Below are 15,849 nucleotides of genomic sequence, written 5' to 3' on the forward strand. Positions count from 1 at the left end.
GAAGAGATCGCAGTGGACGATGCCGGCGACGCCTATGTGACAGGGTACACATTTTCGGCAGATTTCCCCGCAGTCAACGCGGTATATCCGCACAGCTCGGGATCTACCGATGTTTTCCTCGTCAAGTTGAACGCTACAGGCGAGACGCTGGTCTTCTCCACTTACATCGGCGGCAACGACTTTGACTTCGGCGCGGACGTCGCCATCGACAGTGCGGGCAACGCCTATCTAACCGGGCATACCAGATCGCCAGACTTCCCAACATTCAATGCCCTCTATCCGAAACTCGCCGGCGAGGACGACGCCTTCGTCTTCAAGCTCAACGCGGCGGGCGACTCGGTCATCTACTCGACTTACCTGGGAGGCGGCAGGTGGGACGAGGGTGCGGCCATCACGGCGGACGATGCGGGAAACGCATACGTAACAGGGAATACTTCCTCATGGGAGTTCCCCACGGTAAACGCTTTCGATCCCAACCTTTCCGGATGGAGAAACGCCTTCGTTACAAAGCTGACAGCCGCGGGTGATGCGTTGGCTTATTCGACCCATCTGGGCGGAAGTGACGGTGACTCCGGTTGGGGCATCGCGGTGGACCTCGCTGGTAGTGCCTATGTAACTGGGATCACTCACTCGGAAGATTTTCCCACGGTCAACGCGCTCTATCCAAGCCTTACAGGAAACTACGACGTCTTCCTCTTCAAGTTCAACCCCGCGGGCAATGCGGGACACTACTCAACTTTCCTCGGTGGAAGTGACTATGACGACGTCTACGGCATTGCGGTGGACGGTGCCGGAAACGCTTATGTCACGGGGTTGACCGAGTCCTCGGACTTTCCCACCGTCAACGCCCTCTATCCAATCCATCTGGGGAAGTACGATGCCTTCCTCTTCAAGCTCAACGCCACGGGCGATTCGATAATCTATTCCACCTACCTAGGCGGCCGCGAAGATGACGCAGGCTACGGAATCGCTCTGGATGGCGCCGGCAATGCCTACGTGGCCGGGGCCACGTTCTCTTCGGACTTCCCCACCGTGGACGCTCCTTATCCAAACCCATTGGGCGATGCAGACGCTTTCGTCTTGATGCTCAACGCCGCCGGCAACGCCCTGGACTATTCCACCTACCTGGGCGGTAGTCGCTTTGATTGCGGTTGTGGCGGAATCGCGGTGGATAGCTCCGGCAACGCGTATATCACAGGGGATACTTACTCGGAAGACTTCCCCACGGTCCACGCCGTCTATCCGACCCCTGCATCTGATCATGACATCTTCATCGTCAAGATCGCGCCGCAGGACGACTTTATCGGCGTTTACGACCCCAGCGCCGGCTGGTGGTACCTCGACGTCAGCGGCGACGGCTTCTGGACAGGCGGTGCCGATGCCATCTTTCGCCTCGGGGGCGGGGAGGGTTCTCTGCCGGTCGCCGGCGACTGGAACGGCGATGGCGTCGACACGATCGGCCTCTACTATCCCCATGCGGGCTGGTGGTTCCTCGATGTCAACGGCGATGGCTTCTGGACAGAGGGTAGCGACAACGACTTCGGCTTTGGCGGCGGGAGGGGTTCTCTGCCGGTCGCCGGCGACTGGAACGGCGATGGCGTCGACACGATCGGCCTCTACTACCCCCATGCGGGCTGGTGGTTCCTCGATGTCAACGGCGATGGCTTCTGGATAGAGGGTACCGATATCGACTTCGGCTTTGGCGGCAGAGAAGGTTCTCTCCCGGTCGCCGGCGACTGGAACGGTGATGGCGTCGACGCGATCGGCCTCTACTACCCCCATGCGGGCTGGTGGTTCCTCGATGTCAACGGCGATGGCTTCTGGGCAGAGGGTACCGACATTGACTTCGGCTTTGGCGGCGGGGAAGGCTCTCTCCCGGTAACCGGCGATTGGAACGGTGATGACGTCGACGCGATCGGTCTTTACTATCCCAGCGCTGGCAGGTGGTTCCTCGATGTCAACGGTAACGGACACTGGGATGCGGCGGATGACGCCACCTCTTCATTTGGCTTTCAGGGCACCAAACCCATCGGTGGACGCTGGGCTCACTGAACCCGATGAACGGAAGCAAAGGCCGTGTGCGCCTCGTTCCTTGAACTCGGCGGTGTACTCTTGCTTCGGGATCTTCTGCATCATCGTCTCCAGTTTGACAGACAGTCTACGCCACCCTTGGAAGACTAAATTTCGGGGGAACCTCAGGTCGTAAATCCGGATAGCAGTATGGCCTCAAAGCAGACACCGCCGTTTGACTGCTCATGGGCAGCATGGCCCCATCAGCGGTCAGTCGCGGCCTTTCAGTCTTGCGGTCCTGAAGGGTCGTTGTCGGCCAGGTCCGGACGCTCAGCCGGAGCGAGTGATCGGCCGCAACCGCTCCTTTAGCAGACACTAAATCGAACTGGGCTGAAACGGCAACGCGAAGACTGGGCCAGGCCGCTCGCGCAATGCGGGAGCCATCATTGATGGGAGATTGCGTGGTAGGTCCGCTATTTCATCTGACAAGCGTGAACGGCGGCCCGTTGATCTCACCTTTGGTGCAGGCCACATCCGCGAGGCACCAATCCGAATCCTCGCGCTCTCTCGGCGGCGCACCGTCGCCGATCTGCGCCAGGGAGTACATGCTCTGGAGCAGCGCCAGGTGCCCTAGGGCCAGGTCCAGTTGCTTGGAGTTTGAGACGACCTCCCGCTTGTAGACCGCGAGCTCGGGGCGGTAGAAGCGACCATGCCTATCCGGTTGCCTCCCAAGCCAAGCTTCAGGCGGATGATCAAAACTCGCAACATGTTTGGGACCGCGGTGCCGGGCGAGAACTCACATCAGTGCAAGGCGTTGCGAGGCAGGGTGGACACATCATCGTGTTTGGCACGGGTGACGCTACCCAGGATCTACCATCTTGGGAGCTAACCGGATAGGCATGGAAGCGACGGGAGACCGGCAGAACCGCGCGTATCAAGCCGAGCGCCGGAGCCCACTCGACCTACCGCTCGATCTCTTCCCACCATACTTGCATCAGCCGCCTGATCATCGCCTCATCGACCTCGGCGACCCCACGCCAGCGACGGGTCATCGGCAGACTCTGATCTTTCCAGGGCTCCCGGATATCCGTCGTGAATTCCACTTCGAATGTCATCGAATCCTTCGTAACGACTCAATTTGTCCGCCGCTCGCTCCTTCCCAGTGCTGCTCCGAGCAGCTCACTCCAGCTCGGATCGGAGAATGTCGCGCACCCTCGGGTCGTCCCCGTCGAGGTAGTGGGTATGGGCACCGGCGCCGAGCAGCACATCCATCTTGTCGACCTCGTCCGGGATCGCGTTGTCTCCCAACGGCATCGGCCTGTCCGGTTCCGGTTCCCAGAGTGCCCGGCCGACATAGTCCCCGGAGTGATAGAGATTGATCCATTTGGAGACCCCGAAGAGGTCGTCGGGATCCGGACCCCGGGTCTCCGCCTTCTCGACCCATCCGTACTCGGTGGGGAAGCGCAACGCATAGAGCTGGCGCAGTGGGCAACCGGCGGTGATCAGCCGGATATCAGGCGGCGAATCGCCGAACACCCGGCGCACCATGCCTGGATCGGATTTCAGCAGGCGCAGTAGATCCGCCGTGATCACCGAGCCCTGACTGGGGGCGACGATGACGATGCGCCGATATCCATGGGTCGAGTGCATCCAACGCAGCAGGCTCAGCGCGCGCGCCAGGATCTTCCCGCGCGGGTAACTTGACGGCCCACTGTGCCGATTCAGCCATGTATCCACGTCCAGAATGATGTCCAGCGGGATGCGAATTGCATTCGGGAGCTGGTCACGAAACAGCAATACCATGGGCACGGATAACGAGATGGCAGCGCCCAACGCCGTGACCAAAGTATTCCCCAGTAAGGTCTGTGGAAGCCATTCAGTTTTGACGAGGCCGAGAGAATAGCCCGCCACCAAAACGGCAAGACCCGTAAATAAGACCCAGGCCGCTCCGGCCATCGCGACGAAGCCACTATCCAGCCAGCGCTTCAAGCGATCCGTACGGCACCCATCCATCCGTTCACGCAGAGGCAGAGGATTCCCCTCCAGCGCCGTGCTCGGTAGGACCGATGCGAGCAGGATCAGCAGACAGAGCACCAGGGCAAGCAAGAAGGTGTTCACGCCGAGTCCGGTGCTCAGAACCATCAGCTCATCGGCGTAGCAGGCCAGCGAATCCTGATCTGTCGGGCAAGGCCTGGGTTGCTTCGCCGCAGTTTCTTTGCCGCTACTGTCGTCGTCGGCAGCGCTCAGATCGGGAGCACTGGCGCTGTTTGGTGCCTGCAAAGTCCCATCGCCAATCCGACCCGCCGGCACCCCGCCAGCCGCGCTGTCCTCGTCTAGACCAGACCCCTCTTCCGGAGTGCCGTTCGCATCAATGTTCAGCGCGTACTCGGCCAATTGTTCGTTCACCAGGGGGAACGGCCGTTTGAATTGAACATCCTTGAGGGACGACTCCCCGAGGGCTGCCAGCACTACCGCCCAAAGCACGACCGTCAACAGCAGGAACAAAGTGGTCGACAATGAGACGCCGAGCACCCCCGTGAACTGCGCCTGAACCCTTTGGCGCGACCCGTCCCCGGATCGGGCCCTTTCGAACATCCACACAAGAAGGAGCACAAGGAGCGCCGCGAAAACGGGAAACCAGACGATTTGGAGCACGAAGAACACTCCGTGGATGGCGGTCGCGGCCGAGACCAGCGGGGCGTGCGCGGCGGCCACATCGCCCGGACCCTGCAATCCAACGATGATCCAGCCGGTTACGTAGACGAGCGTGAGATAAGGTAGAAGTCGCAACGGCCACGCACAGCCCCGAACGAGCAATCGCGAGGCCCAGGTTGCCCACGCGACCGCCAGCACGAGCGTGAGCCAGCCGGCGAGCGCAATCTGCTGCTCTACTGGCCACAGGAAGATACCCGCCGCAGCGATACCAGAAAGCAACGCGACGATGCCGGGACCGATCAACCGCGTTTGGGCATTGATCTTCGTCAGCACCAAGAGCACGACGAGCGCCGCCAGGCCAGCGCCGATCGCGGGCCGCGCTTCCCCTGGCATGAGCTCGAGAAAGATCGGTGACGCCAGTGTCAGCAGGAACAGATTCAGCAATGGGATGGTCGTCGGCAGCAGCCAACCCACGACGGAATGCACGCGATCCGACAGCTTCAGAACCCACGAATCGGGCTCATGCTCCAGGGCCTGTCTCGCGGCACGACCGCCATGCAGCGCGAGTCGAAAGGTCAGCTGATATAGCGTGAGCAGGAACCGGGGGAGCCATCCGGGGGCGCGGGAGAGGTCCGCCCACAGCAGCTCGTAGAGATCCACTCGCGGTTTGGTGCCGCCTGGTCCGTCCATGGAAACGGTGCGACAAACCGTGTCGTAGATCTCCGTTGTGGTGTCCTCGCCCTCGGTCGCCGTGGCTCCCATCTGCGTCCTGTGATCCCTGCGCATCCCGGCCAGCACCGCGCGAGACCATGCAATCCCGATGTCGTCCTTCCCTGCCGACTTGTCGCCAGGCGACGCCCAGCTCGATTCCACCGGTAGGCTGATAGCTGACGACACAAAGCAGCTCCCCCCAGCACCCGGTCCGCCTAAGACATCGTCCCGCAGCAACAGGTTGGCCACCTCGCGCGACGGCACCCCGGGCGCAGGGTCGCCAACGCCGTGGACGCTGAGGATTGCGACGTCGCTGCCGGCTTCTTCCTTTCCCCCACCTTTGTCGCTCATGACTGCTCCAGTTTCGAGCTGCGCGGCTCAGCAATGGCATTCTGTAGACCGCAACAGCCTATTCGCGCCTGCAAGCCCGACGCTCGGAACGCGCACCCGTAAGGCCGGGCCGGCTGCCCACTCACAAATGACTTGAGGCTAAATCCTGCCACTACGCGCGCCGTCCCAGACGAGCGCGTTGGGTGGCCTATAGCGAAGCGATATCGATCTCCTCCAAAATTGTGGCCTGTCTCGGAAAGCGCGGAAACAAGTATCAGCATATCCAATGGTATGCCATCACCGACTACCTATTGACGCCGAAGCTTCGCGTTGATTAGTTCACGCAATTCAAAGTCCAACTCCGTTTCGAGCCCAATCATCTTATCGAGGAACTTCTCGTCAATTCCTCTATGCTCCCACCCCTTCATTTTCCCCCGCCATTCGGCAAATGTTCGATTCCCCCGAGATGCGTTCACATCCGGCGCAAAAGCTTGGAAGTTTCGCCAGTAACTCAAAACTTGCTTTTGATGTTGTGGGGTAAGTTTATCAAACCCTTCCATGCGTATAATCTTCGAGAAAGGCACAATATGATCTGCTTCTGGCGCTCCTGCCACAATTCCTTTCACCAACGGATCAAAGAACGGACCATCGCCAACGTCAACCATTGCATCTCTGATTGGTTTTGACACACGGCTACGCAGGCGCCGCTCATCGGCTTTTGTGAATCCTCCCGACCCAAGCACAGAGTCGCCCGCAATTTCTGCACCCCTGGTTTCCGCAGCAGGAACCGGCATTTTCTCCCAATGAGATGCCGGACTTTGAGTACGCTCTATCCTTTCATAATGGCGGGAGCCCGCACGATGGTACTTCTTAGACCTCGTATTGACCCAGACTAGCTCTTCGATTGTTTGAGGTCTTTGAGAAATTCTTGAGACAAACCTTCCTAGAAATTCCTTAGCGCGACTAACGAGATCGACCGCGTACCTAGCCGTAGTTGCTACGATCCTTTGGATCGCTTCGGCGCCGTACTTCAATAGCGCCTCAACGTACTTAAGTCGACGCATTGATTTTAGTGCAGCGCGACCTCCAAGCTTTATGAGATCACCGACTCCAGGGATGTACCCAATCAGAACAAGTGCTAATTCTAGCCAAACATAGGGATCGCTATACTGTTTCTCGAGAAAAAGCCGATTCAGCACCTCGATCGTATCGCGTATATCGGCTGCAACACCGTACGGTGTAAAACCGACAATCGCCTGACCAATCAGATGCCAGTAACTCGGGTCTTTAACGAAATTCCCGAGCAGCGCCCCAGCAAATAGCTGCTCGCCAACGCCGACTTCTTCTCCCGACGGATAGAGCATGGGCTTTCCGGAGCGCATGCGCTCAAGAACGCCCCTTAGCTTTGCAAGGCTCGGGCGAACGATATTGGAACGTGCCTCGTCATCTTCGGTCTTGCTTGGTTCATGCGTAGCCCGCTTGATCGGCACGTAACAGGCGTCGATCTCAGCGCTTTCCGCGGGCGTTCTTTCTCCCCGTGTTTCCCTCAGAAAAATCTCCATGTCTTGCGGGTCACTGGCTAGCATGAGGCGGTAAGTCCCACCGTCGGCCGCTCGCTCGAAATAGAGCTGGTGCTCCTCACCATCCTGATCGCGGAAGGTCTCCCGAGCGTTCCACCAATCCGCCAGGCGCTGTACTCCTGTCTTTATGCCCTTCCAGGTAGCCTTGGCCGCGCCGATGATCTTATCCAGCACAAAATCAATCGCCCTCGTTACCGGCTCCCGCAGCTTGGTGACGATCCGGCGCACCTTGGCGCCGAGTCCGCCGAGGCCGACAAGTTTGGCGAGGAAGGCGATGATCAGCGGGATGGCCTTGGCCATGGACTGATCGATGTAGTTGGCGGCGGCGGCGACGGCGCCCTGGGCCATCTGCTTGAAGCTGGCGGTGATGGACTTCACCAGGGCCATGATGTCCTTGGCCTTCTCGATGAAGAACATGATGGTGTCGTACATCATCTTGATGGCCTGGATGAACGCACCGACCGGTGTGAACATCGTGGCCAGCTTCATGGCTGCCTTGGCGACCAGCTGGGTCACCATCCAGTCGCTGACGGTTTCCACCACCAGGGTCTTCAACTTGGCGGCCTGGTCCTTGACCCAGTTCCAGACCGCCGCGGGCCCCTCGGTGACCAGGGTCTTCACCTGGGTCAGGACCTGCTCCAGGATGCCGACCTTGTGCTCACCGACCTTGCGCACCGCCCGCCCGCGGACGAACTCGAAGGTAAAGCCGAGCACCTGGGTGATCATGGTGAAGATGGACTTGAGGTCCAGCTTGCTGGGCAGTTGCGCACCGCCCTGGGCCAGGTTGCCGAACAGCCAGCCGCCCATGCCTTGACTGAAGCGGTCCTTGAAGTTGGCGACGAAGCTGCCGAAGCCCTGTTTGACCGACTTGAGCAGATTGCCGAGGAAAGACGCGGGCTTCTTGATGATGTGGATCAGGGCGCTGGCGGCATCGGCGAGGATGGACAGCAGCATCTCACCGTCGATGCCGAGCGTCTTGCAGGCGGCGATGAACAGCGCCCGCGCCGCTCCCTTGAAGTCGCCACGCAGCAGGGCCGCGGTCACGGTCAACGTGGTCATCACCGCGATCTCGAAGACCTCGACGACCCGGTTCAGGAGGCCGCCGACCTTGTCGACTAGAGCGGATACCTTGTCCTCCAGGGTCTGGGCGATGCGGTCGACGACGGCAACGGTATTCGACACCACATTGTCGATGGCGCCGTTGATGCGATCGCGCAGACTCGGCAGGAAGAACAGGAAGGTGCTCACCAGGGTCGTCAGGACCGTGGCGAGGCCCTTGATCATGCCGATCACGGCCGTGCGCAGGCTCCTGACGATGCCGACGGCGAGCTTCTTGGCGCCTTCCAGGATGCCCTTGATCGCACGCTTGGCGAGGTCGAAGATGTCGTTCAGACGCGCCTTGAACCAGTCCAGAACAGCCTGGGAAATCTCGACGACCCAGCCGACGATCTTGCCCCAAAGTCCCTTCTTCTTGCGCCGGGTCTTGCGCCGCTGCTTCTCGGCCTCGGCCTCCGCGGCCTGGCGCTCTGCTTCGGCCTGTTCCGCGCGTGCCTGCTGCTCGCCATCGGCGATGGCCTTGTCCGCCGCCGCCTGATCGGTTGCGATGCGGCTCTCGATGTCCCCGCGGGTCCGCTCGTGCTCGGCATCCGCCTGGGTCTCGAAGCGCCGCAGCTCCGCCTGGCTCTCGGTCAGACCCTGCTGCTTGGTGGCCTCCACCTGGCGGCGCCCGTCGGCGATGGCCGCCTGCTGCTCGGCGTGCGCCTGATCGCGGGCCTGATCCGCCTCCTGCTGGCCCTGCTGGACGGCCTCGGCGCGCGACTGGTCCCTCTTGGCCGCGGCGTCTGCGATCTGGCGTCTTGGGCCTTCGAGGCTGGCGTCGAGCAGCGGGGCAAGGTCGCCGTCGGCGATCTGGAACACCGAGCCGGGAACCGGCGCACCGGCATAGTCCAGCATCTCCAGGCTGGACTCGGTGCGAATCGACCTGTCCTTCTCCTCGAGCTTGAGCGCGTCGGCACGGTCTACACCGATGGGCTGGATGCGCTCCCCGGATCGATCCGACGCAATGTCGCCGGCCAGCGCGTCCCGTGCCCCCGCGGCCTGGCTCGATGCGTTGGCGCGGGTTGCGTCGGCGCGCGCCGGTGAGGTCTCGCCATCAACCCTGTAGGTCGGCGCCGGGCCGGCATCGGTACTGAGATTGTGGCCGCCTGGCTGCCCGGGCACCTGGGCTTCCTGCGCGCCAAACTCCGGCCCCGCGGGGTCGGCAGGTTCGAGCAGGTCCCCGACCGCGTTTGGCAACGGATTCTGACCTAGCCTGGGCCCCTGGTCCGACGCGCCAGGGTCGGCCCCGGGTAGGAACGCCTGGATCTCCGGCGGGCGCGCATTTGACTCCATGCGCTCCGTGCCCATCTGCCCGGCGAGCGCCGGGCCAATGGCGTCGAATCCGCCGGCGATCTCAGAGGCCGGCTGGCGCATGAAGGCGATCAAGGAAGCCGAGCTGCGCTCGGGAGCCGCACCCGATGCCTCCTGCTCTCCACCGGCTTGTTCAGCCGGCGCGGAGGCGTCAATCACCGGGAATCGCTGCTCCACGGTGGTGCCTTCAGCTCCGCGGCCAGCGCCCATCGGCGCAGCCGCGATTGTGCTCAGTCCTTCGTCCGCCACCGGATTCCTGCGCGGTGTCGCGACCCTGGCCACCTCGCCCGAATCGGGCCGGGCGTTCAACGCGACGTCCAGCTTGCTCAGAGCGGCCACCTTCGCGCTGCGGTTGACGATGGCGTTCAACCGACTCAGAGACCCCATCGCCCGTTGACCGGGGCCCAACTTGGAATCTGAAGCAACGGCCTCGGGGACCTTCTCTCCGATGGCGGACGAAGATTCCGACTCAGGTCCGATCGCCGGTTCCAGCGCGGGTTCAAGGAGCGAGGGACCGGTGAAACCATCCAGGTCCCGCTGCCGGTTCGCCGCAGCCGTCGCCCCGCCCGGCGCTGAGCGCTCCCCTTCGGTCTTGGTGGCGAGGGCTCTCATTTCTCCTTGTCGGGCAGGTCGATTAAAACTGCGGCGACAAACGGATCGCCGGGCCGATCGCTCTGGGGCTTCGCGGATCGCGGAGAGGGGAACCGAATCCTCAATGCGGCGTTGTCGCCGTCGTCGACCAGCGTCAACTCATGCCCCCGCCGCATCCGCTCCGTCAACGGGACCGCGACGCTGGTCTGGAAGACCCACGCTCGCTTACCGGTGAACGGGGGCTCACCAGTCGGCTTCTCCTCCGGATCGGAGAATTCGATGACCTTCGTACCGTTCTTTACCTTGTCCTTGATGCGAAAGCCGGTGAGGTTCTTGTCGGCATCCTCTGGCGCGACATAGCACTTCAACACCGCCTCCCGCGCCGGGAGCCGCAGGCCGAAACGCCTGCTCGTGATTTTGCCCGACGCGTCGATGCATTCGGCTCCTTCCGCGGCGCCGGGGCTGCGCAGAAAGATCTCGATAATCCCCCAATTCGGCTTGGCGAAAGCCCTGTCGAGATAAAACTCGACGGTTTCCAGGGTGCTGAAATCGTCCTTGCAGAGCATCAGTTGGTAGGCGCCGGGCGACAGACCCGAGAGATCCATCGTGACCTCCCGGTAAGGTTCACCGGGCGCATCGGCTTCCGCCTCCGCTTCCTCGCAGGTCGCACCAAGCGGACCTACTCGCCACTTCGTCGCAGTTTGCTCGTCCTCGAATTCGTGTCGAAAGGCCGGGCGCTTTAAAGGCAGAGACCGACCGAGCGCACCCGTCTCATGCAATAGCAGAAATTCACCCCCATCACGCAACTGGCGATTGTCGAACAGCCGAAGCTGTTGCGAACGATCATGCGTGCGTTGGGGCACCTTCGTGAAGGCATCGAAAGATGGTTCCCGATTGACCACAATGAAGCTGAACGGCCGTACTCCATCGAAAGCCCCCAGGAGGGCCTCACCCCGCGTGGAACCGTTGTAGGTAATCGACCCGGGGTCCGCCCTCCTGAAATCGAAATACACCGCGCCGCCCTCGGCAGTGGGACGGAAAATGCAGCCAAAGCGCTGCAGCAACGCATCACACTCGGGCGTCGGGCGCATCTCGATCGCACGACAGGGGCCATCGCCGTAGAAATCATGGCGGCATTCGATGCTGAACAGGTGCTCGAACCAGAAATCCATGGTGCCTCCCCGCTATAACTGGGTATCGATGCCGCGGATCGGTGAAACCGAATCCGCCGAGTCCCGACGCGTCAACAAGACCAGTCGCAGATTGAACAGCACCGACGGGATGTAGCGATTTCCGAAAATTCCCCAGAGATTGTTCAATTGCTGAAAATCCAGGTCCACCAGATCCACTGCAATTCTCTGGACTTCATCGGGGAGCTTGCTTGCATTCTCCGAGGTAAAGAACGAGCAGGCTTGGAGGAATGTCAGCGTCTCACTGAGATGCTTGAGGGCTTCGGGATAATGCTTGCTCGTTGCCGATATCAGCAGGGATAGATTCAAGGGCAACGTCTTCTCGGTCAGCATGCTCTGATTGCCGTCCGGCCGGTACGAGGCCAGTGGTGGGGCGACCGCGGCCACCCGCTCGACCTTTGCCAAGGTCAGAACGATCTTGTCGTCTATGTTCGCGGCAGGCGTGCCATCGCGATCGACAAGGTTCGAGAGTACCGCGATGCTCTCGCTGACCTCGAAGCGGGACATCAAGTGCTCGTCGATCTCGCTTCGCAGAAATTCAAGTACCTTGAAGATCACTCGCACCCCCTGGATTCTCGATCAGTCCGGCAATCGATCTGCTGCACGCGGCGGAACGACAAACCGATGCTACCCTGCTTTGTTGTCCTCATGGCGTCCGCCCGTCCTTTGCGTACTCTCGTCGGATTCCCTCCTTGATATCCTTCAGTCGCAACGACTTACCCCCCTGCTTCACGGTCATCAACGAAGCATGGCCCAAGACGTTGCAGATCGCCCCGCCGGTCATTTCATATCGCTCCGCCAGATCCTCCATCACTACATCAGAATCCAGCACCAACGGCGGCGCAAACAAGGATTGCCACAAGCGCAGGCGTTCCTCGGCCTCCGGCACCGGAAAATGGATCACCGACTGGAATCGGCGCGAGAACGCCGAGTCCATGTTTCCCCGAAGGTTGCTCGACAGAAGCACGACCCCCGGAAAGTCTTCGATGCGCTGAAGCAGGTAGGAAACCTCCTGGTTCGCGTATCGGTCATGGGCGCTGCTGGTCTGTGTGCGCTGACCGAAAAGTGCATCGGCCTCGTCGAAGAAGAGGATCCAGTCATGATGCTCCGCTTGAGTAAAGATGTTCGCCAGATTCTTTTCGGTCTCGCCAATCCATTTCGAGATGACCAGCGAGAGGTCAATGCGGTAGAGAGGGAGACCGGTGGCCTTGCCCAAGAGCGCGGCGGTCATGGTCTTACCGGTACCCGGGGGACCGTAAAACAGCACCCGGAACCCCGGATTGAGGCGCCGATGCAACTGCCATTCGCCGAACAAGGTCTGCCGGTGGTCGATCCATGCCTTGATCGCCAGCACGTCGTTCAGCACCCGTGAAGGCAACACCAGGTCATCCCACTCCTTCAGCGACTCCAAGGGTTTCGCCGGGAAATGACTGTTGAAAACGGGTCGATAAGGCGCATTGATCGTCAAGCGGGTGAATTGTTCTCTGCGAATCCGAATGGGCGTATCGAATAGGCTCGGATAGGCAGCGGCATCCGTGGTATCCAGGACGCCATGCGCCATCAACGGATGCTCCGGCTGCAGCAATTGCAGTAGGCTCAATCGTCGCCGTAGATCGTCGCCGGCGACCATGAACGCCGCCGTTTCCAGCGTCGGCCAAAACCCGCCGTGGGGTTCCAGTACCGTCCCCCCGAACTGGGTGAAGCCGCGCTCGATCTGCCGATTCTTGGTCCAAAAGGGATCGAGCAAATGTGGACGCAGGTGCGGTGCGAGGGCGAGCGCGAGGACGACGCGCTCGGAGAACGAAGCATCCAACATCCCAATGAATCGACCTAGCGCGCTGTCGTCCAGTTGCGGGGGGGAAATCTCGGTGATCTCAGACACCGTTTGTTGGTCGTCGAAGTACCGGCCGATCGACGCGTCGATCACACGGGAGAGCCAATCAAGCTCCGCCTCGATCATGGCCACGCTGTCGTCAACGGTCTTCATCGCCAACTGGTGTAAAGCGTCTGTTGCATCCACGGTAGCCGAATCACCGAGACCGACCATGGGCAGCGGTCCAACAGGATGTCGAGGGTCTTGCGGCTGACCGCCAGCGACCAGTCTTGATCGTCGCGCCGGCTCAGTCGGCCCGGTCTTCGCAGAAAAGCCTCCCTGAGACCGTCCTCGGAGGTGTTCTTCAGCGCCTTCCAGTTGCCCACGACCCCGACACCCAGGAGTTCCCGACTCAGCTCGATCTCCTCCGACCTCAGAGTGATTCCCTCAAGCACCGGAAACCTCGGCTGCAGACCGCATAGGATCTTGTTGAGCAGCAGGTCGGGCTCGCGACTGTGACTGTTGGCGTCTACGAGGTATTGGAGGAGATGCACCCCACGGCACGCATGCTCGGGTGTCTTGAATCGGTCTCCGTCGAGCAGTTCCAGCGCCCCGAAGAAGCGCGGCAGGAATGGATGCAGCAGCACCTGACCGGCGTTCTGAACGAACCAGTGCTCTTCCGTGTCATTGCCGGCCTCGGGGACCTGGTGGGCGGCCGACTGACTGGTCCCAGGGCGCGTCGCCGCCAGTGGCCTGGCGGCCCTAATTCTGGTTTGCACCTCGACGATGAGCGCCTTCAGGTCGCTGTCCCGGGCGACTACATCCAGGTCCAGGAGCTGCGCCAGCAAATCGTTGGACTGGGCGCGGTCCAGGTCCGCCGTCGCGGCGATACGAGCAAGCACGTCGACCGCCAGCGACATCTTTCCGCTGAGGTCGGTCGCGGTCCCACGCTGTGTTGCGGCGAACCGGCTCAGCAACTCGTAGGCGTCGCGGTAGGGAGGAACGACCTCCCCCGAATAGAGATAACGGCGTATCGCCGTCAGCAGCGCTGCCCTGGTCGTCGTCCCTGCCAACCCCCGTGCTTCCACAACCGGGGCTGACGCCGTAGAGTCCGCAGTCTCCTCCTGTTGCGTCTCCTCCCCTTGGTCGACCAGCGCGTGCAGAAGCTCGGCCAGAACCGAGAAACGCGCCTCGGTCTCGGCCCAACGAGTTGCGTGGGCCGCCAGGAGCCGAGCGAGTGCGGCCTCGGTGACTCCGAGTCGTAGAGCCAGTGACGCCACTGCGAGCTCCAGCAACAGCCTGGCATCGACGCCCCCACGCGGGGCCAGGAGCTGCAGGAGCACCACCTGCAGCGCCAACTTCGCAGCCCCGACGCCCAGCATCCCGCGCTCCTCCAAGCGTCGAACCGCGAGCAGCAAGCTGATCAACAGACCTGCGTAGGATGGCTCCAGGGCGGTGACGAGACGCTCGGCCAAGGCCCCATCGAGATACCTCGACAAACGTCCGATGGTCCAGGGCCGATGCCGCAACTGGCGCAACAACGCAAGCAGAAAGGCGCGACGCCCTTCGAGCAAGGCCCCGAACCATTGATCGAACTGGTTCAAGACCAGGCTCAGATGACTTTGGGATATCCGGCCCTCGACGAGTATCAGGCGAAGCGCGTCGAGGTCGTCGACAGGAATCTCGCGGCCGGGGGAGCCCCTGTCGTCCGAGCCCGATGACTGCGAAGGCGCCGGCTTGGACCTGACAGCCTCGCGCAATGCATTCGTCGCCAGTCCGATCCGGTCGGCGAATCGGGCAAACACGGCCTGCCCAGGCTCTCCCGTCGCGACCAGGCCGGGTCCGGAGAGGACGACGCCGAACGCCGCGGACCAAAGTTCGCGTTCGACGGTGGCGGCAGGAAGCCCGATCAATCCCTGGGATCTCTGCAGCGCCACGAGGCTGTCAACAGCGTCTATGATGGCCTCGCCGCGATCCCGGCCAAGGAGACCCAACAGTTCCCTCAGGCGCGCCTCGGAGCATGCGGCCGTCAGCCGGGGGACCAATACCGGCTCTTTCGACCAGCGCTTCAAGGCCTCCAGCAACTCTTTGGGAGCCGAATGGATCAGTAGTTCGAGCAAGGCGTCGGTATCCTTGATGCCGCTCTCCAGGGACCAGGGCCGCGCACCGTCAATGAGCAGACAACGCAATTGGGATAACCGAGCCGACACATCGGATGCCGCCTCGCCTGCACTTTCCCCCGCTGCGACATTGGACGCCTGGGTCAGCTGTTGACGGATCGCGCCTTGCAGATGGTCGTCCAGTGCCGCGGCGAGCCGGGCCTCCAAAGCCCCCAGGGATATCGCGCCGAGATCCAGCACGAGGGTGTGCGCTTTGACACGACGGTCCCCGGGTGAGACGGCGTCCAGTATGGGGCTCAGTCGCTGTTCGAACCACCGGGCATCAAATCGATTCAGAAGCTCATCCAGATCGAAATCATTTGCCTGCCTTGGCACGGTGAGATCCAGCCGGAGCGCTCGAATCACGTGAGCAGCCACGACCGTTAACCCCGCAACGTCCG

At 61.6% G+C, this 15,849-nt stretch carries 8 protein-coding genes; 1 reads left to right on the plus strand and 7 read right to left on the minus strand.

What is annotated here, in order from left to right; translation table 11 throughout:
* Nucleotides 1-2,052: SBBP repeat-containing protein (locus THIMADRAFT_RS24565; RefSeq protein ID WP_007192474.1), on the plus strand; the 2,052-nt coding region annotated here is incomplete at its 5' end.
* A 920-nt stretch (nucleotides 2,053-2,972) separates the two neighbouring features.
* Here THIMADRAFT_RS24565 and THIMADRAFT_RS27030 read toward each other — a convergent pair.
* The 7 genes from THIMADRAFT_RS27030 to THIMADRAFT_RS24570 form a co-directional block, all read right to left on the minus strand.
* On the minus strand, nucleotides 2,973-3,125 hold the full coding sequence (locus THIMADRAFT_RS27030) for a hypothetical protein (protein WP_007192475.1): 153 nt from the start codon (nucleotides 3,123-3,125) through the stop codon (nucleotides 2,973-2,975).
* A gap of 64 nt (nucleotides 3,126-3,189) precedes the next feature.
* A complete protein-coding gene (locus THIMADRAFT_RS07900; protein ID WP_007192476.1) occupies nucleotides 3,190-5,727 on the minus strand; it encodes a hypothetical protein in 2,538 nt (845 codons plus the stop codon).
* 287 nt (nucleotides 5,728-6,014) lie between these two features.
* Nucleotides 6,015-10,307, minus strand: a complete 4,293-nt coding sequence (locus THIMADRAFT_RS07905) for a hypothetical protein (RefSeq protein WP_007192477.1) — start codon at nucleotides 10,305-10,307, stop codon at nucleotides 6,015-6,017.
* Nucleotides 10,304-11,458 (minus strand): hypothetical protein, encoded by a 1,155-nt coding sequence (locus THIMADRAFT_RS07910; protein ID WP_007192478.1) that lies wholly within the window; start codon nucleotides 11,456-11,458, stop codon nucleotides 10,304-10,306. The genes THIMADRAFT_RS07905 and THIMADRAFT_RS07910 overlap by 4 nt, the downstream gene beginning before the upstream one ends.
* A 12-nt stretch (nucleotides 11,459-11,470) precedes the next feature.
* The gene (locus THIMADRAFT_RS07915; RefSeq protein WP_324603132.1) at nucleotides 11,471-12,040 is read right to left on the minus strand and encodes a Pvc16 family protein; all 570 of its coding nucleotides are present in this window, start codon (nucleotides 12,038-12,040) and stop codon (nucleotides 11,471-11,473) included.
* A gap of 82 nt (nucleotides 12,041-12,122) precedes the next feature.
* Nucleotides 12,123-13,463 (minus strand): ATP-binding protein, encoded by a 1,341-nt coding sequence (locus THIMADRAFT_RS07920; RefSeq protein WP_007192480.1) that lies wholly within the window; start codon nucleotides 13,461-13,463, stop codon nucleotides 12,123-12,125.
* Complete coding sequence (locus THIMADRAFT_RS24570) at nucleotides 13,460-15,826, minus strand: contractile injection system tape measure protein (RefSeq protein ID WP_267878400.1); 2,367 nt, start codon at nucleotides 15,824-15,826, stop codon at nucleotides 13,460-13,462. The genes THIMADRAFT_RS07920 and THIMADRAFT_RS24570 overlap by 4 nt, the downstream gene beginning before the upstream one ends.
* Nucleotides 15,827-15,849: the final 23 nt, after the last annotated feature.

Source organism: Thiocapsa marina 5811, from assembly GCF_000223985.1.
In the GTDB taxonomy this organism is placed as follows: Bacteria; Pseudomonadota; Gammaproteobacteria; order Chromatiales; family Chromatiaceae; genus Thiocapsa; species Thiocapsa marina.